15 protein-coding genes are annotated in these 15,798 nt (G+C 74.4%); 7 read left to right on the plus strand and 8 right to left on the minus strand.

Annotated features, from left to right (window positions below; translation table 11 throughout):
* Positions 1 to 85: 85 nt before the first annotated feature.
* The 3 genes from ACFV4F_RS32375 to ACFV4F_RS32385 all read right to left on the minus strand — a co-directional run bounded on the left by ACFV4F_RS32375 (position 86) and on the right by ACFV4F_RS32385 (position 2,419).
* The gene (locus ACFV4F_RS32375) at positions 86 to 1,786 is read right to left on the minus strand and encodes a CHAP domain-containing protein (RefSeq protein ID WP_380507855.1); all 1,701 of its coding nucleotides are present in this window, start codon (positions 1,784 to 1,786) and stop codon (positions 86 to 88) included.
* An 82-nt stretch (positions 1,787 to 1,868) separates the two neighbouring features.
* Complete coding sequence (locus tag ACFV4F_RS32380) at positions 1,869 to 2,189, minus strand: hypothetical protein (RefSeq protein WP_380507858.1); 321 nt, start codon at positions 2,187 to 2,189, stop codon at positions 1,869 to 1,871.
* Positions 2,186 to 2,419 (minus strand): hypothetical protein, encoded by a 234-nt coding sequence (locus ACFV4F_RS32385; protein WP_380507861.1) that lies wholly within the window; start codon positions 2,417 to 2,419, stop codon positions 2,186 to 2,188. The genes ACFV4F_RS32380 and ACFV4F_RS32385 overlap by 4 nt, the downstream gene beginning before the upstream one ends.
* A gap of 294 nt (positions 2,420 to 2,713) precedes the next feature.
* Between ACFV4F_RS32385 and ACFV4F_RS32390 the strand changes: the two genes are divergently transcribed.
* On the plus strand, positions 2,714 to 3,694 hold the full coding sequence (locus ACFV4F_RS32390) for a LuxR C-terminal-related transcriptional regulator (protein WP_380507863.1): 981 nt from the start codon (positions 2,714 to 2,716) through the stop codon (positions 3,692 to 3,694).
* A gap of 127 nt (positions 3,695 to 3,821) precedes the next feature.
* Here the strand turns inward: ACFV4F_RS32390 and ACFV4F_RS32395 are convergent, their stop codons facing one another.
* Positions 3,822 to 4,460 (minus strand): TetR/AcrR family transcriptional regulator, encoded by a 639-nt coding sequence (locus ACFV4F_RS32395; protein WP_380507866.1) that lies wholly within the window; start codon positions 4,458 to 4,460, stop codon positions 3,822 to 3,824.
* A gap of 127 nt (positions 4,461 to 4,587) precedes the next feature.
* Between ACFV4F_RS32395 and ACFV4F_RS32400 the strand changes: the two genes are divergently transcribed.
* Positions 4,588 to 5,328, plus strand: coding sequence for an SDR family oxidoreductase (locus tag ACFV4F_RS32400; RefSeq protein ID WP_380507868.1), 741 nt, complete (start codon positions 4,588 to 4,590; stop codon positions 5,326 to 5,328).
* A 100-nt stretch (positions 5,329 to 5,428) separates the two neighbouring features.
* Here ACFV4F_RS32400 and ACFV4F_RS32405 read toward each other — a convergent pair whose 3' ends face one another.
* Positions 5,429 to 6,391: a GlxA family transcriptional regulator gene (locus ACFV4F_RS32405; protein ID WP_380507871.1), complete on the minus strand. Its 963-nt coding sequence runs from the start codon at positions 6,389 to 6,391 to the stop codon at positions 5,429 to 5,431.
* Positions 6,392 to 6,585: 194 nt separating this feature from the next.
* On the opposite strand from ACFV4F_RS32405, the gene ACFV4F_RS32410 reads away from it, so the two are divergent.
* Together ACFV4F_RS32410 and ACFV4F_RS32415 are read left to right on the plus strand one after the other, a co-directional pair.
* Positions 6,586 to 7,551 (plus strand): NADP-dependent oxidoreductase, encoded by a 966-nt coding sequence (locus tag ACFV4F_RS32410; protein ID WP_380507874.1) that lies wholly within the window; start codon positions 6,586 to 6,588, stop codon positions 7,549 to 7,551.
* Between the two features lie 366 nt (positions 7,552 to 7,917).
* Entirely contained in the window at positions 7,918 to 8,418 is a 501-nt protein-coding gene (locus ACFV4F_RS32415) for a hypothetical protein (protein ID WP_380507877.1), read from the plus strand.
* A 187-nt stretch (positions 8,419 to 8,605) separates the two neighbouring features.
* Here ACFV4F_RS32415 and ACFV4F_RS32420 read toward each other — a convergent pair whose 3' ends face one another.
* The gene (locus tag ACFV4F_RS32420) at positions 8,606 to 9,856 is read right to left on the minus strand and encodes a glycosyltransferase (RefSeq protein WP_380507879.1); all 1,251 of its coding nucleotides are present in this window, start codon (positions 9,854 to 9,856) and stop codon (positions 8,606 to 8,608) included.
* Between the two features lie 208 nt (positions 9,857 to 10,064).
* On the opposite strand from ACFV4F_RS32420, the gene ACFV4F_RS32425 reads away from it, so the two are divergent.
* Positions 10,065 to 10,964 carry a trypsin-like serine peptidase gene (locus ACFV4F_RS32425; protein WP_380507882.1) on the plus strand — a complete coding sequence of 300 codons (900 nt, stop codon included), beginning with the start codon at positions 10,065 to 10,067 and terminating at the stop codon, positions 10,962 to 10,964.
* A 103-nt stretch (positions 10,965 to 11,067) separates the two neighbouring features.
* On the opposite strand, the gene ACFV4F_RS32430 is transcribed toward ACFV4F_RS32425, so the two are convergent.
* Positions 11,068 to 11,292, minus strand: a complete 225-nt coding sequence (locus tag ACFV4F_RS32430) for a hypothetical protein (RefSeq protein ID WP_380507885.1) — start codon at positions 11,290 to 11,292, stop codon at positions 11,068 to 11,070.
* Between the two features lie 179 nt (positions 11,293 to 11,471).
* Between ACFV4F_RS32430 and ACFV4F_RS32435 the strand changes: the two genes are divergently transcribed.
* The gene (locus ACFV4F_RS32435) at positions 11,472 to 12,140 is read left to right on the plus strand and encodes a hypothetical protein (RefSeq protein WP_380507888.1); all 669 of its coding nucleotides are present in this window, start codon (positions 11,472 to 11,474) and stop codon (positions 12,138 to 12,140) included.
* A gap of 97 nt (positions 12,141 to 12,237) precedes the next feature.
* On the opposite strand, the gene ACFV4F_RS32440 is transcribed toward ACFV4F_RS32435, so the two are convergent.
* Positions 12,238 to 12,783 (minus strand): DUF2165 domain-containing protein, encoded by a 546-nt coding sequence (locus ACFV4F_RS32440; protein ID WP_380507891.1) that lies wholly within the window; start codon positions 12,781 to 12,783, stop codon positions 12,238 to 12,240.
* Positions 12,784 to 13,087: 304 nt separating this feature from the next.
* On the opposite strand from ACFV4F_RS32440, the gene ACFV4F_RS32445 reads away from it, so the two are divergent.
* Positions 13,088 to 15,745 (plus strand): MXAN_6230/SCO0854 family RING domain-containing protein, encoded by a 2,658-nt coding sequence (locus ACFV4F_RS32445; protein WP_380448217.1) that lies wholly within the window; start codon positions 13,088 to 13,090, stop codon positions 15,743 to 15,745.
* The last annotated feature ends 53 nt before the right edge of the window (positions 15,746 to 15,798 follow it).

Here is a 15,798-nt window from a genome sequence, read left to right on the forward strand (position 1 = left end):
CGCGCGGGCCGCGCGCGGCCCCCCGCTCCACCCCGCGCGACCCGCGCCGCTCCCGCGCCCCCCCCCCCGGGGAGTTGCGTGGGTGTCAGATGTTGACGAAGCGGGCCGGCCGGCCGCCGGGGGCCCAACCGAGCTCCCAACCGGACCAGCTGCCCGGCTGGTGCCAGTTCTCGTAGACGTTGCCGTCCCCGGCAACGCCGTAGAGCACGTTGGTGCCGTTGAAGTCGCGGCGGGCGTTCGGGGTGCCGATGAGTCCGCCGGAGGGGGCGGCGCTGAGGGTGTGCCAGCCGGACCAGGGGCCGGCGCCCGGGTTGACCTGGTAGTTCTCCTGGACGTTGCCCTGGTTGTCGAGCGCGTCGACGACGGTCTTGCCGGAGCTGTCCATGAAGACGCTCGGCGAGCCGAGGATCCGGGCGCCGTTGGCCGCGGAGCCGAGCGCCAATTCCCAGCCGGACCAGCTGCCCGGCTGGTGCCACGTCTCCCAGACGCGGCCGTCGGTGCCGGTGGCGTAGACGACGTTGGTGCCGTTGCTGTCGACGTAGCCGTAGGGGGTGCCGGTCATCCGGACGCCGGAGGGCAGGCCGGAGATGGTGTGCCAGCCGGACCACGGGCCGGCGTTCGGGTTGACCTGGTAGTTCTCCTGGACGTTGCCGTTGCTGTCGATCGCGTCGACCACGGTGTGGCCCGCGGTGTCGATGAAGACGCTGGGCGAGCTGACCAGCTTGGTGCCGCCCGCGGGGCCGCCGGGTGCCCAGGAGAGCTCGAAGCCGGACCACGTGCCGCCGTCGGGGTGCCAGTTCTCGTAGATGTTGCCGTCGCTGCCCAGGACGTAGATCACGTTGGTGGACATGTTGCGGGTGGCGAACGGGACGCCGATGAAGCGGACCCCGCCGGGCTGGCCGGAGACGTAGTGCCAGCCGGACCAGGGGCCGGCGGCGGGGTTGGTCTGGTAGTTCTCCTGCACGTTGCCGTTGAGGTCGACGGCGTCGACCACGGTCTTGCCGTACCAGTCGACGAAGGCGCTCGGGGAGCTCTCGAAGCGGGTGCCGCCGACCGGCGAGCCGAGGCCGAGCTCCCAGCCGGACCACGGGCCGGCCGCGACGTTGTTCTGGTAGTTCTCGTAGATGTTGCCGTTGTCGGCGGTCGCGTAGGCCACGGTCTTGCCGCTGTGGTCGACGACCGTGGTCTGCAGGCCGCTGCTGATCGGGGCCGGCGCACCGACCGGGGAGACGAACCCGAGGAAGCTGTAGCCGCCTTCGAGGTTCGCCTCGATCTGGTCGGGCGTGCCGCTGACCTCGGTGACGGCGTTGCCCTGGTTGCCGCCGATCTCGGTGAGCGTGCCGTCCGGGTGCACCGACTCCACGATGCCGATGTGCGCGCCGCCGCTCGCCTTGGTCGGGTAGTTCCTCCCGCCGAAGATCATCGCGTCGCCGGGCTGCGGGACGTAGCCGGTCGGATCGTGCCAGGTGCCGTTGTTGTCGCCGTAGTTGACGAAGGTGGTGACCGTCCAGCCCAGCGGGGAGACGTCGACCCCGCCCTGCGACCAGGCCCACTTCGCGAACGCGGCACACCAGTTGAGGCTGCAGTCGATGCCGTCGTAGCCGGAGCTGCAGCCGCCGCCCAGTTGGCCGCGGGCCGCCGAGACGATGGTGGTGCTGTTCACCGCGGCCGCGGCGGACGACACCGGGAGCAGCGCGGCCGTACTCGCCACCAGGGTCGCTGCGACGGTCCGGGCGACGGCCCGGCGCAGTGAGCTGCCGACGCCGGCGGGAGTGGATCGGGACATGTGTCGTGGTTCCTTCCGTGGAAGTGGAGTGTGCGGGTGTGAGTGTGTGCTCAGCGGTGGCGGGGGCGGGGGCGGGGGCGGATCAGAAGCCCAGGCCGGCCAGCGGGAGCGTGCTGAGGCGTTCGGCGGTCCAGCCGGACAGGGTGGGACTGCGTGTGGTCCTGGCGCACAGGTTCCTGACGGTCCGGAGGCAGTCCTCGGCGCTCTCGGCGCGCAGGATCACGGCGATGTCGAGGCGGCCGGCGGGTGCGGAAGCGCTCGTCCGGACGTGGTCGAGGCGGTCGGCGGGTGCGGCGTGGGCCCAGAACAGGTCGACGACCGTCGCGGGGTCCGGGAGGCGGTCGATCGGAGGCGCCCGGGTCAGCCGGACGGCCACCACGTACCTGACGGTCGCCGCCGTCACCAGCAGGCGCCGCAGACCTCGCCCGGGGAGCCGGCCGTGTCGGCTGCCACGGGCGTGGCAGCGGCGGCGGGCGCGGCAGCGGTGGCGGCAGCGGTGGCGGGCGCGGCAGCGGTGGCGGCAGCGGTGGCGGGCGCGGCAGCGGTGGCGGCAGCGGTGGCGGACGCGGCGCACAGCCCGATGCCGACCAGGGCGATCAGGACGAGCGATGCGAATCGCCGTGTTCCGGGCATGGCGGGACCTCCGTGCGGCTGGGGGTGAGTGGCCGGAACGGTCGCTCCGGTGCCGGATCCGTCGGGCCCTCGGCGCCCTTCGGTGACGACGAGTCTTCTCGCCGGTCCGGGCCGGCGGAAGGAGTCACCGGTGGCCCGAAGGTTCCATGGCCCGATCGCGCCACACCCCGCCGACGGTCTCCTGCGGCCGCGCGCCGACGGCTGGTACGAACCTTGTTGGATCTGGTCCGGACATGCCAGGCTCAGCACGGGACGCAACGACATCGCACCGGGGACGGGACGGGGGCTGGACCGATGCTGCGCGCGCTGGGGCTGGACGCGGTCAGTGAGCGGGTGTACCGGGCGCTCCTCGCCGATCCGACGGCGGACGCCACACTGCTGGCGGAGCAACTCGCCCTTCCCCAGGGCGAGGTGACGAGAAGTCTGGACACGCTGGCGGACCTCGCCCTGCTGCGGATGTCCCGCGAGGCCGCGGACCGGCAGCGCCCGGTCAGCCTCGAACGCGGCATCGCCCTGCTGCTGAAGCGCCAGGAGGAGGAAGTCCGGGCCCGCCGCGCGGCTCTGGAGGCCAATCGCGCCACCGCGGCCGCCGTGACCGAACGGGCGACCCTCGAACGCCGCCGCATCCCGACCGGCACCGAGCAGCTCGACGGCCTGGACGAGATCCAGTCCTGCCTGGAGTCGCTGGCCCAGGGCGCCACGACGGAGATCCGCTCCATCGTGCCGACCCTGATGACCCCGGAGGCGCTCGAAGCCGCACGCCCGCTGGACGAGGAGCTCCTGCGCCGCGGGGTCGCCCTCAAGACGGTCTGCCACGAGAGCGCGCGCACCAACCAGCCGGCCCTCGCCTACGCGCGCTCGATGGCCGCGATCGGCGCACAGCTGCGCACCGCCCCGGCGCTGCCGCACCGGCTGTTCGTCGTCGACCGGGCCACGGCCCTGGTCCCCCTGGACCCGGCGTCGCCGAGGCCCAGTGCCGTCATGGTGACCGCGCCCGGGATCGTGGCGGCCCTCGGTGAGCTCTTCGACCGGGTCTGGGACACCGCCGTCCCCCTGGAGGACGCCCCCGCCCCCGACCGGGCCACCGGCATCACCCCCACCGAACGGGAGCTGCTCAGGATCCTCTCCACCGGTCTCACCGACGAAGGCGCCGCCAAACGCCTGGGAGTCTCCCTGCGCACCGTCAAGCGCCGGATGGAGGACCTGATGCGCCGTCTCGACGCCGGTTCACGCTTCGAGGCCGGCTTCAAAGCGGGCCGGCGCGGCTGGCTCTGAACCGCCTCTCCCGGGTCCGGGTCCTTGTTCTCCCGGTCCGCCCGCCGTCGGGGTCCGGTGACCCGCCCGCTCCTCCGGCCCCGCCCCGTGCGACGGCACGATCCCGGGCCCGGGCCCGACCGGGCACCTATGGCCGCAGGCCGCGCATCAGGTTGGAGACGAGCCCGGTCACGAACTCCTCGGTGACGGGCTCGTCGGGGATCAGCAGGCGGTGGTAGCAGGCTCCCCAGAGCTGGTCGACGACGATGCGCGGATCCACGTCGGCGCGCAGCTGGCCGCGCCGCTGGGCGCGCCGCAGGACGTCGACGGCCAGGCGGCGGCGCGGGCCCGAGTAGTGCTCGCGGAAGGCGGCGGCGAGGTCCGGATCGGTCTGTGCCGCGCCGACGAGCTCGGCGACGATCCGCCCGGCGGGGGTGTCCGCCGTGAGGTGGACGAAGGCGCGCAGCTGGGTGAGCAGGTCGGTCTCGATGTCTCCGGTGTCGGGGAAGGCGAGGGTGTTCTCGACCGCGGCAAAGTATCCGTCGAGGGCGAGCGCGCCCTTGGAGGGCCACCACTTGTAGATCGACATCTTGCTGACGCCCGCCGTCGCGGCGACCCGCTCGATGGTGAAGCCCGCCATGCCTTCGCCGAGGAGCACCGCGCCGGCGGCGGCGAGGATGTCGCGGCGCACCTCGTCGGCCGGCCGCCGTCCCCGGCCCCGTCGTGCCGGTGCGCCGCCCTCCCCTGCCGGGCCGGTACTCGGGCCTGTCGTCGACGCGTTGGTCACCGTGCCTCCTGGGATCGGTTCGGTGTCACCCTCAGTCTATATGGACGCATCGTCCACATCTCGCTAATGTGGACGCTGCGTCCATTATTGGATCCGCATGCGTCCGGCCGCCCCGAGGAGTCCTGCCATGACCAGCACCACCACCCCGCGCGTCGCCGTCGTCACCGGTGGGTCCGGCGGCATCGGCCGGGTCGCCGCCGAACGCCTGGCCACCGACGGACTGGCCGTCGCCGTCGCCTACGCCGGCAGCCCCGCCCCCGCCGCGGAGGCGGTCCGGGCCATCGAGAAGGCGGGCGGCACCGCCGTCGCCGTCAAGGCGGATGTCGCCGACGAGGCCGAGGTGGCCGCCCTGTTCGACGCGGCCGAGGAGCGCTTCGGCGGTGTCGACGTCGTGGTGCACGCGGCGGGGATCATGCTGCTGGCCCCGCTGGCCGAGCTCGACCTCGCCGACTTCGACCGGATGCACCGCGTCAACGTGCGCGGCACCTTCATCGTCGGCCGGCAGGCCGCCCGCCGGGTCCGCCCTGGCGGCGCGATCGTCAACTTCTCCAGTTCGGTCACGAGGATCGCCCTGCCGGGGTACGCCGCCTACGCCGCCACCAAGGGCGCCGTCGACGCCATGACGCTGATCCTCGCCAAGGAGTTGCGCGGCCGCGACATCACCGTCAACGCCGTCGCCCCCGGCCCGACCGCGACCGCCCTGTTCCTGGAGGGCAAGCCGGACGCGGCCGTCGAGCACCTGGCGAAGATGTCGCCCCTGGAGCGGCTGGGCACCCCCGAGGACATCGCCGAGGTCGTCTCCTTCCTGGCCGGCCCGGCCCGCTGGATCAACGGGCAGGTCCTCTACGCCAACGGCGGCGTGATCTGAGCGTCCGTCGGCCCGGCCGTTCGCGATCCGGCCGTTCGCGATCCGACCGCCGGCTCCGCCGACTTCCTGCGCGGCGCCGTCATCCGGCCGGGCGGCACCGTCATCCGGCCGGGCGGAAGGTGCGGCGGTAGGCCTGCGGGCCGACGCCGACGGCCGCGTGCAGGTGGTGGCGCAGCGAGGCTCCGGTGCCCAGGCCGGCGCGGCGGGCCACCAGGTCGACCGGCCAGCCGGTGCTTTCGAGGAGGTGGCGGGCCAAGTCGACGCGCTGGCGGGTGAGCCATTGGACGGGCGTGGTGCCGGTCTCCTCGCGGAAGCGGCGGGAGAAGGTCCGCACGCTGGTGTGGGCGTGTGCGGCGAGTTCGGCGACGGTGAGCGGGTCGGCGAGCCGTTCCATGGCCCAGGCCTGCGTGGCGGCGGTGCCCGTGCCGGTCGGTTCGGGGACGGGGCGCCGGATGTACTGGGCCTGGCCGCCGTCGCGCCAGGGCGGCACGACGCAGGAGCGGGCGACGTCGTTGGCGATCCGGCTGCCGTGGTCGCGCCGGACGAGGTGCAGGCAGAGGTCGATGCCGGCGGCCACCCCGGCGGAGGTCAGGACGTCCCCGTCGTCCACGTACAGGACGTCGGGGTCCACGCGGGTGGTGGTGAACAGCCGCTGCAGCCGGTCGGCCTCGCGCCAGTGGGTGGTGGCGGGCCGGTGGTCGAGCAGTCCGGCCGCGGCCAGCAGGTAGCTCGCGGTACAGATGGCGACGATGCGGGTGCCGGGGCGGATCGCGGCGAGGGCCGCGCGCAGGTGGTCGGGCAGCCGGCCGTGTTCCCGCAGCTCGGCGAGGCACTGCGCGGGCGGGATGACGACGGTGTCGACGGCGGCGAGCAGGGTGGCGTCCCGGGAAACCGCGAGTTCGAAGTCGGCGCCCGTGCGGACCGGCCCGCCGTCGAGGCCGCACGTGGTCACGGTGTAGAGCGGGTTCCCCGACTCATCGCGGGCGGCGCCGAAGATCCGGGCGGGGATGCCGAGTTCGAAGGGGTGGACGCCGTCCAGGGCCAAAACGCCAACGTGGTGCATGGCCGGATCCTTTCACCACGTGGCCGTCACGCCACCACCAGGGGCGGCCCGGCCCGGGCACTCTGACGGAGCGCCCGGACGAGCGGGCGGCGACCCCGGACGAACGGGCGGCGAGGCGGCGGGCCTCGCCCGACGGACCCCGGCCGATCCCTCGACGCGACCCCGGCCGATCAACGGAAAGCAGGCACAGCACCATGCCCCTCCCCACCACCATGCGCGCCGTCTCCCAGGACACCGCCGGCGGGCCGGACGTCCTGCGGCTCGTGGAGACCGTCCGCCCCGAGCCGGCCCGCGGCGAGGTCCTGGTCCGGGTGCACGCGGCCGGGGTGAACCCGGCGGACTGGAAGACCCGCGAACGGGGCCTGCTCTCGACCGGCGTCAAGCCGCCGTTCACCCTCGGCTGGGACGTCTCCGGCGTGGTGGCGGGGGTCGGCGCCGGCGTCACCCTCTTCCGGCCCGGCGACGAGGTGTACGGGATGCCGCGCTTCCCCGACCCGGCCGGTGCCTATGCCGAGTACGTCACCGCACCGGCCCGGCACTTCGCGCGCCGGCCCGCGAACCTGACCCACGTCGAGGCGGGCGCTCTGCCGTTGGCGGCGCTCACCGCCTGGCAGGCGCTGGTCGACACCGCCGCCGTCCGGCCCGGCCAGCGGGTGCTGGTCCACGCGGCGGCAGGCGGGGTCGGTCACCTGGCGGTCCAGATCGCCAAGGCGCTGGGCGCGTACGTGATCGGCACCGCGAGCGGCTCCAAGCACGGACTGCTGCGCTCCCTGGGCGTGGACGAACCGGTCGACTACCGCACCGGGGACGTCGCGGAGAGCGTCCGTGACGTCGATGTCGTGCTGGACCCCCTCGGCGGCGGGAGCCCCGCCCGGTCCCTGCGGTCCGTGCGCCGGGGCGGCACCCTGGTGTCGCTCCTCCCGCCGGACGCGGCCTTCCCCCGGGCCGAGGCCGAGGCGGCCGGTGTCCGGGCGGACTTCATGCTCGTCGAGCCCGACCACCTGGGCCTGCGGGAGATCACCCGCCTGGTCGAGGACGGCCGCCTGCGGGTGGTCGTCGACACCGTCCTGCCACTGGAGCGGGCCGCCGAGGCGCACCGCCTGGGCGAACTGGGCCGTACCACCGGGAAGATCGTGCTCGCGGTGACCGACCGCGAGTGACCCGGGTGAAGAACCCGCCGGCAGCGGCGGCCGTGCCCGGCCGCGCGTGAGGAGCACCGGCGTATCCGGCGACCTCCTCACCCTGCCGGTACCTCACGTTCGGCGCTGCCGGACGGTGGCCCGGCCGGCCCGGCGCCGAAACACGGGGCCACGGCCCGGTTCCGCCGTGGCCCCGGACCCGGTCGTCGTCCTCTTCGTCCCGAAGGGCACACCCTGAACGCGCCCGGCCGCCGTCGGGCCCCATGACGTCCGTCATCTCGCCTTGCTGACACATCGCCGCTACCTGCGGCCGAACCGGCGTGCGAGACTGATGATCATGACCGGGGCGGGCACGTCCCGGCGGGGAACGACACCACGGGGGACACCATGGCGAGCACCGGCACCGACGCGACCGCATCCCAACCAGCCGCCGGCCTCGACGCCGGCCACGACGCCACCGGCGCGACCGGCGCAGCCGGTGAAGTGCTGCCCTCGGTCGGCGAAATGCGGCTGCCCGCCTGGTTCTTCGGCTTCGAGGGCGTCCTGGCCGGCGCCTTCGACCTGCTGCGCGCCTTCCCGGCCGCCTGGCCCGCCCTGGTCGTCCTCGTCGCGGCCAACATCACCGTCTCGCTCACCCTGCTGCGCAAGCGGCTGAAGCTCGCCAAGCTGCTGTGGCGCGGCAAGGGCACGCGCAAGGTCGCCTTCGCCCTCGTGGGGCTGCGGATCGGCACCCACGTCCTGCTCGGCGCCCTCGGCTTCGCCCTCGTCTCGGCACTCGGCCACGTCCTGATGGCCCTGGTGATGGCCGGCGTCACCGTCGGCCTGCTGGTGTACGTCCAGCGGACCGCACTCGCCGCCCTGGTCACCGCGGGCAAGGCCACCGCCTGACCCCCTTCCCGGCCGAGCCTCGCCGGGGCCGTTGTCCGAGGCACGCGCTACGCTACGGCGGCCCCGAGAAGGCACTGGAGGCCGCCACCCTGCGGGGTGGCGGCCTCCGGGCGTCGCCGGACGGCGTGTCGGCGCCGCGGTCCGCGTTCCCTCGGACGGGTCCGCGGTGGCGGTGGCGTCGCCGGCCTCAGGCGTTGGCCAGCCGGTCCACGGCGGCGACGACCGGGGCCGTCCCGTCCTCCGCCCGGATGCGGGCGCCCAGGGCACGGGCCCGCTCCCGGTAGGACGGGTCGGTGGTGACGCTCAGCAGCGCGGCGGTCAGCGCCGGCGCGGTGAGGCCGCGCAGCGGTACGGCCCGGGGCGCGACGCCCAGGGCGGCCAGGCGGGCGGCCCAGAAACCGGTGTCGAGCTGGAGGGGAAGCGGGACCGCGGGCACCCCCGCGCGCAGGGCCGCCGCCGTGGTGCCCGCTCCGCCGTGGTGCACCACGGCGGCGGTCTGCGGGAAGAGCACGGCGTGCGGGAGGTCGTCGACGGTGAGCATGTCGTCGCCGTCGGCCTCCAGACCGCTCCAGCCGCGCTGGACCACCCCGCGCAGCCCGGCCGCGCGCAGGGCCCGCACCACCGTCGCGCCCAGCCGCGCCGGATCGCGCACCGGGATGCTGCCCAGCCCGACGAAGACCGGCGGCGGGCCGGCCGCCAGGAAGTCCCGGACGCGCTGGGGCAGTCCGGCGCCCGGCGGGTCGTACTGCCACCAGTAGCCGTCGACGGTCAGCTCCGGGCGCCAGTCGCGGGGCCGGGGGACGACGAGCGGGCTGAAGCCGTGCCGGACGGACCAGCGCTGCCGTTCACGGGCGTGGCGGGCGGCGCGGGTACTGCGGGGCGGCAGGCCGAGGCGGGCCCGCAACGTGCGGGCGGTCTCGGAGTAAACGGCGTCCACGGCGGCGTTCACGGCCCGCGCGGCGATCCGGTTGCCGACCGGCCCCAAGGACCGGGTGCTCATGACGCTCGGAGCGAACTCACCGGTGGCGTGGAGAGGCTGGAGGTAGACGCCCATGCCGGGCAGCCCGAGCCCCTCGGCGAGGGTGTGACCCGGCAACTGCAACGAGCTCGACACGAGCAGCACATCGGCCTCCTGGGCAGCCGCCAGCAGGCCCTCCGCCATCTGCCGCGCGCCCTGCCGGGCGAGCAGGAAGGCCCGGACCCGCTGCTCCACGTCGTTGGCGCTGCGCCGCAGCGCACGCCCCCGCTCGGTCTCCAGCTCCGCCCGCGGATCCACCGGCAGCGGATGGAAGCCGATGCCCGCGTCCTCGGCGAGGGAGGCGAAACGGGCGTGGGTGACCAGGGTGACCCGGTGCCCGGCCCGTTCCAGCGCGTGCCCCAGGCCGGTGTAGGGAGCCGCGTCACCACGCGAACCGGCGGTCAACAGAGCCACTCTCATGGACAGTTAGTATGCCGAATTTGCCAACTCGCGTCAGCCGAACGGAAATACCGTGGGGACCTTCCGGTACGCCGGCCACCGGACCGGGCCGGCCGTGGTCGCCGGCGCAGTCGTTGGCACGTTGTTGACCCATTGTTGACGTGCCACTTCCAAGCTGACGGGACAGCACATTCCGACATCCCGCAGTCAAGAAAGGACACCCATGCGCATGCGCGGTCTCCTCACAGTACTGGTGGCATCGGTGGTGGCCCTCGGCCTGGCCGTGCCGGTCTCGTCCGCCGCACCGTCCGCCGGCACCGGGCCGATCGAGCGGGTCGGCGCCAAGAGCCACGTCCTGATCAACCCGGCGCATGCCGCCAGTACGAGCTGGGCTCCCGACCAGGAGAGCTCCCTCGGCGGCCGGCCGCTGACGATCCACGCGACCGAACCGACCGCCAACCCCAAGGCCGGCGCGAGGGTCGCCGCCAGTGCGACGGCCGCCGGCAAGGCCAGCGTCTGGGGCACCACCGGGCGGCTGCTCACCGGGAACGGCGTGTGCACCGCCAACGTCGTCTCCAGCGCCAACCGCGACGTCATCGCCACGGCCCGGCACTGCGTGGAGGGCGGGCACGACTTCTCGTTCGCTCCCGGCTACGACGCGGGAAACGCCCCCCACGGCTGGTGGAGCTGGCGGGCGGCCGGCTGGGTCGACGCCCCCGCACCGCAGGGCGACATCGCCTTCATCGTGCTGAACACGCTGAACGGACAGCACATCGCGGACGTCGTCGGGGCCACCGGCATCGGGTTCAACCGGGACATCAACAACTACGCGCACATCATCGGCATCCCCGGAGTGGTTCCCGCCGAGCGGGAGCACATGCTCTGGTGCGGCGGCCAGCCGGTGGCCGGCCCCGAGCAGCCGTCCACCGCGCGGATCGACAACTGCATCGGACTGGGCGGAGGTGCCAGCGGCGGACCGTTCTTCGTGAACTACGACCAGAACGACGGTTCGGCCGTGCAGACCGGCGACTTCGTCACGGGCAACAGCTGGCAGGGCAAGTGGTGGGCGGTGAGCGCCTACTTCCGTGACGACGCCTACAACGTCTTCAACGGGGCGCAGAACGCCTGACCGCTCACACAGCACCGCTCCCCCGCCGCCCCGGTGCTCCAGCCGGCCGGACCTCAGGTCCTGCCCGGTGGAGTACCGGGGCTGCCGCGCAGCCGGCCGGACCCTACCTGCGGTACCTCTCCAGGTCGTCGACGGTCAGGCCGTGGGTGCTGTGCATGGCGATCGAGCTGTAGGAGGAGCGGGCGGCCCGCAGCCGGGCCGTGCGCTCCTGCTCGGCAAGCAGTCCTTCGACGGTCTCGGTCCGGTTGTCGGGTCTGCGGTGCAGGTGGACGGCGAGGCCGGTCACGATGACGGCGAGGCCCGCGAACAAGGCGGTCAGCGTGGCCATGGCGACCCCCTCGGGTAGCTGTCGAACACTCGGTATGCACCCGGACGATCGGAGGTTCGAACCTCGCGGAATCCGGTCCGTGAGCGTTCGGACACGGCCGGCGTCCAGGGCCCGGCCGGGTGACCGGCGCGAGGTCTAGGCTCGTCCGCATGGGTCGTGACGGGCGAGGGAGTGACAGCGTGGTCCGGGTGCCGGTGCCGCCGTTGGGCAGCCACGAGTGCGGCCGGCTCTTCCACCGGCTGCTGCAGCTGTTCCTGCGGGACCTGAAGGACGCCGGGCAGCCGGTCGGCAGGCACCAGTACCTGCTCGGCGCCGTGGTGCAGCTGCACGAGCCCGCCCGGGCGGAAGGCGGCGGCGGCTCCGAGGCGCAGCAGCCGCGCTGCGCGTGCTGCCGCACGCCCTACCCGTGCCGCACCGTGCTCGGCGTGGCGGTGAGCGCCGGGCTGCCCATCCCCTGGCCGTCCCCGGCCGCCGTGGTCCCCGCGCTGCGTGATGCGGGGCTGGACCCCGGGCCCGGGGGCGAGGTCACGGCGGAGCACGTGCACTGGGCGCGCGGCTGGGGCGCGCAGCGCACGGCACAGGGGAGCTGGGAGATCGGCATCACGGTCGACCGGGGCGAGGTCGAGACCCTGGCCGTACCGGACGACGCGGCGATGGCCCGCTACCTCGCCGCAACGGCGGTGGCCCTGGGCAGCCCGTACCCGTACGGCTGGGCCGAGGACGCGGGCGAGGCGGCGGCGGTGCGGCCGGCGGCGCACGAACAGGCGGCGGACTGGCGGGAACGGGTGCAACTGCCCTACCTGGACGTGCACCGGGAGTACGGGGCTCCCGGGGACGACGCGAGCTGACGGCGCCCCGAGGGCTGGAACGTGAAAGTCGGCGGTGCCGGGGAGGTGGTGGGCGGCGGAGGTGCCGACCGGGCAGGCAGCACCGGCGCGGACCCTCTCAGTCCGACGGGGTGTGCGGGCGCTGCGGCAGGTTGACCACCACCAGCGCCAGTCCGGCCAGGATGACGTTGCGGATCGCCGCGTCCAGGCCGTTCCACGTCTTCGACTGCCACATGGCGAACCACTCGCCGCCGATCCCGATGAACCCGACGCCGAAGAGCAGCAGCATCAGCAGCAGGCCGAGGCTGCTGAGCCGGCGCGCCAGGTCCGGCCGCAGCCACCAGGCGAACGTCCCGCCCGTCAGCACCAGGGCGCTCAGCGCCTCCCAGGCGATGAGCGCGACGTACGCCGCGTTCTGCAGGCCCGGGGACGTGATGGAGCGCCACATCAGGTTCCCGTCCCGGAAGGTGGTGTCCATCGCCAGCACGTGCTGGACGAAGTGTTGGTTGGTGGGGAAGTCGGTGACGTTCCCGAAGACGACGAGCAGCAGGTAGAGCGCGTTCGTCCCGGTGAGCACGGCCGCGGCCGCGGGCAGTGAGCCGAACGCGAGCAGGCGGTCGCGGGTGGTGGCGGGACCCGGGCTTGCGGGGCGGGTGGTCTGCATGCGGAAAAGGCTAACCGCTCAAGGAAGTTGGCCGGCGGCGCCGGCTCCCGGGAGGGGCGGCCGCCGAAACGCGTGCGCCGCGTGCCGGGCCACGAGCCGTCGAACCGGGGCCGCCCCAGGGGCGGGCGTGCCGTCCTGCTCCGAGGTGGCCGGAATAAATCGGTGGGCGGCGCCTCGGTGTTCGGCTATGGTCGCCGTGTTGGCGGCTCCGCGGCGCGCTTCCTTCTCTTCTTCCTTCGAAAACCAGTAGCGCGCCCCCTCTCCGCTCCTCCTTCTTTCCGCCTCCGTGGGGGGATCTCTCCGCATGCCCCGAGCCATCGTGGCTCCCTTCGACGTCAGCGTCGATCTCGATCTCGGTTCCTTCCTGCTCCGCCGGCGTGGTGCTCTCGCCGTGGCCCCCGGCGAACTGCTGCCCTCCGCGGATCCGTGGAGCGTTCGGGGCCTGGTGGCCCTCGATGCCGATCTGGTCCGGCGCGGCTACGTCCTCACCACGCAACTGCGCGCCGCGCTGGCCCGGTTGGCGCCGGTGCGGCTCGCCGAGCTGGGCGACGGGCTGCTCGCCCGGATCGACCACCTGCTCGGCGCGGACCGCGAGCACCTGCCGCTGTTCCGCCGCTTCCCGGACGCCGTGCCGGACCACGCGCACGTCCTCTACACCCGGCAGATCAGGGCGTTCCTGCTCAACCAGCCGAACCAGCCCTGCGCGCACTGCGGCCGGCGCGGCGCCGAGGTGGGCGTCGGCGCGCTCGCGCCCTGCGCGCACCTGCTCTGCGCGCCCTGCCTGGACGGCCTGGACGCCGACGGCCGGGGCGGGCAGTGCCCGCTGTGCGGCGCGCGGCTGGCGACCGGCACCTACCTGGGCGAGGACGGCTCGGCCGGGCGCAAGGCGGCGCAGGACTTCGGCGGACGGCAGGCCCTGCGCCCGCTGCGGCTGATCACCGCCGACCAGGTCACCGCCGCGATGGCCGAGTTCCACCGCCTGCTGGCCCGCCGCACCCCGCTCTCCCCGCAGGACCGCGACGACCTCGCCGCGCTGCTCGCCCACGCGCCCGAGGACCTGCCGCAGCACCTGCCCGCGCGGATCCCGCTGCGCGAGACCAAGGCCACCGTCCTCGCCGCCCTGCTGGAGCGCGACGCCACCTCCGCCCTGCCCGTCCTGGCCGAGCGGGTCGACACCGCGACCGACGTGCTGCGGCTGCTCTGGGCGTGGTCCGGCGCCGAGCCCGACCTGCTGCCCGCCACCGCCCGCCGCCTGCGGCTGCGCAACCTGCCGCGGCCGCTGCGCCGGGGCCTGCTGGAGGTCCTGGAGGGCCTGTCCCCCACCGCCCTCGCCGAGGACCTGCGCCGCCACCGCTCGGCCTGGCTGCGCGCGGGCGAACTGCTGCACCCCTACGAGCACCGGCGACGCTTCCCGAAGGTGACGGCCGCATTCGTGCTGCTGCGGGAGACGGACCTGCGCACCCACGAGGTGGGCCGGGAGTTCGCCGAGCCGCCCGCGCCGCTGCGCGTGGTCACCACCGGCGATCACACCCGGCTGGCGTTCACCGGTTTCGCCGGGCGGGTCGAATCGCTGCTGGCCGCCGGGGACGCCGCCGGTGCGGTACGGGTGCTGGCCGCGCGCCCGGGCGAGCTGGTCCGCCGGCTGCACCACGTGCTGCGGGTGCACGCCACCACCGATCCCGGCGCCGCACTGCCGCCCGAACTGCTGGAGACGGTGGCCCGGGCCCTGGGCCGGGTCGCCCCCGGGCCGCTGCTGGGCGCGTACGGGCGGCTGCGCGGGAAACGGACGGCGGGCGAGCGGCGGCTGTACTTCCCCCGGGGGACGGTCTCGCTGGCGCACGCCCGGGAGGACCACGGCACCGTGGTGCCTGCCGAACTCGGCGCCCCGCTCTGCGCGTTGATCGAGGCCGAGCTGCTGCGCCGCAGCGGCGGCGAGCGCTACGACCGCGCGCTGCTGGACGAGGGCCTGGCCGACCTGGTCGCGCCGTTCGCCGAGCGGGCCGCCGCCAAGACCCTGGTGTGCGTGCCGCGCGGGAGCCGGCAGCGGCTGCCGGCCGGCGAGCGGCTGCGGCTGTTCGTGCACTGGATGCAGCCGGAGCACCTGCGGGTGGACCTCGACCTGTCCGTCGCGCTGTACGACGAGCAGTGGCGGTTCAGCGGCCTGTGCGACTACACCAACCTGGTGCACGGCGACCGGGCGGCCGTGCACTCGGGCGACTACGTGTCCGCGCCGCCGCCCGACGGCGCGACGGAGTTCGTCGACCTGGACCTCGCCCGCCTGGCGGCGGGCGGCGCGCGGTACGCGGTGGTGATCGTGTTCAGCTACAACGACGTCGCCTTCGAGCAGCTGACCGAGGCCTTCGCCGGGTTCATGGACCTCGGCGCGACGCCCTCCGGCGGCGAGCACTACCACCCGAGGGCGGTCCGCCAGCGGCTGGACCTGGTCGGGGACGCCAAGGTGTCCGTCCCGATGATCGTCGACCTCGCGCAGCGGCAGTACACCTGGACCGACCTCAACACGGGCGCCGACGGCGGCTACCACAGCGTCCACCGCCACCAGGCCGAGGTCGGCTCGCTCAGCCGCGACGTGCTCGCCCACTTCGGCCCGGAGAACCGGGCCACCCTGTGGGACGTCGCCTGCGCCCGGGCGGCGGCGGGCACCGACGACGTGCACGTGCGCGGCGGCCTCGGCGTACGGCGGTGGCGGCGGCGCGACGGCGAGGACGTCGGGGCGTTCGCGGCCCGGCTGCGGGCGCGGCGGGACGACGACGGTGCCGGGCAGGCGGAACTGCCGGACGGTGCACGGGCGTTCGTCGCGCTGGTGGACGGGGACGTACCGGCGCCGGAGAAACTGTCCGGGGCGCTCTACCGGCTCTACCCGGGGCCGGTGGACGCGGCGCCCGAGGAGCTGGAACGGCTGACGGCGGGGGACCTGGTCGCGGCGCTCGCACCCAGCGGCTGAGGCGCTGCGCAGTCGTGGGCCGCCCGTTCAAATATTTCTCACCCTGAAATATT

This window comes from Kitasatospora sp. NPDC059722 (assembly GCF_042733235.1).
GTDB lineage: Bacteria > Actinomycetota > Actinomycetes > Streptomycetales > Streptomycetaceae > Kitasatospora.

Coding starts and splice junctions, on each gene's coding strand:
- ACFV4F_RS32430 (WP_380507885.1), bottom strand. CDS start 11,292: ATGGCCACGCTGACCGCCTTGTTCGCGGGCCTCGCCGTCATCGTGACC.
- ACFV4F_RS32415 (WP_380507877.1), top strand. CDS start 7,918: ATGGCGAGCACCGGCACCGACGCGACCGCATCCCAACCAGCCGCCGGC.
- ACFV4F_RS32445 (WP_380448217.1), top strand. CDS start 13,088: ATGCCCCGAGCCATCGTGGCTCCCTTCGACGTCAGCGTCGATCTCGAT.
- ACFV4F_RS32410 (WP_380507874.1), top strand. CDS start 6,586: ATGCCCCTCCCCACCACCATGCGCGCCGTCTCCCAGGACACCGCCGGC.
- ACFV4F_RS32425 (WP_380507882.1), top strand. CDS start 10,065: ATGCGCGGTCTCCTCACAGTACTGGTGGCATCGGTGGTGGCCCTCGGC.
- ACFV4F_RS32420 (WP_380507879.1), bottom strand. CDS start 9,856: ATGAGAGTGGCTCTGTTGACCGCCGGTTCGCGTGGTGACGCGGCTCCC.
- ACFV4F_RS32405 (WP_380507871.1), bottom strand. CDS start 6,391: ATGCACCACGTTGGCGTTTTGGCCCTGGACGGCGTCCACCCCTTCGAA.
- ACFV4F_RS32375 (WP_380507855.1), bottom strand. CDS start 1,786: ATGTCCCGATCCACTCCCGCCGGCGTCGGCAGCTCACTGCGCCGGGCC.
- ACFV4F_RS32400 (WP_380507868.1), top strand. CDS start 4,588: ATGACCAGCACCACCACCCCGCGCGTCGCCGTCGTCACCGGTGGGTCC.
- ACFV4F_RS32385 (WP_380507861.1), bottom strand. CDS start 2,419: ATGCCCGGAACACGGCGATTCGCATCGCTCGTCCTGATCGCCCTGGTC.
- ACFV4F_RS32440 (WP_380507891.1), bottom strand. CDS start 12,783: ATGCAGACCACCCGCCCCGCAAGCCCGGGTCCCGCCACCACCCGCGAC.
- ACFV4F_RS32390 (WP_380507863.1), top strand. CDS start 2,714: ATGCTGCGCGCGCTGGGGCTGGACGCGGTCAGTGAGCGGGTGTACCGG.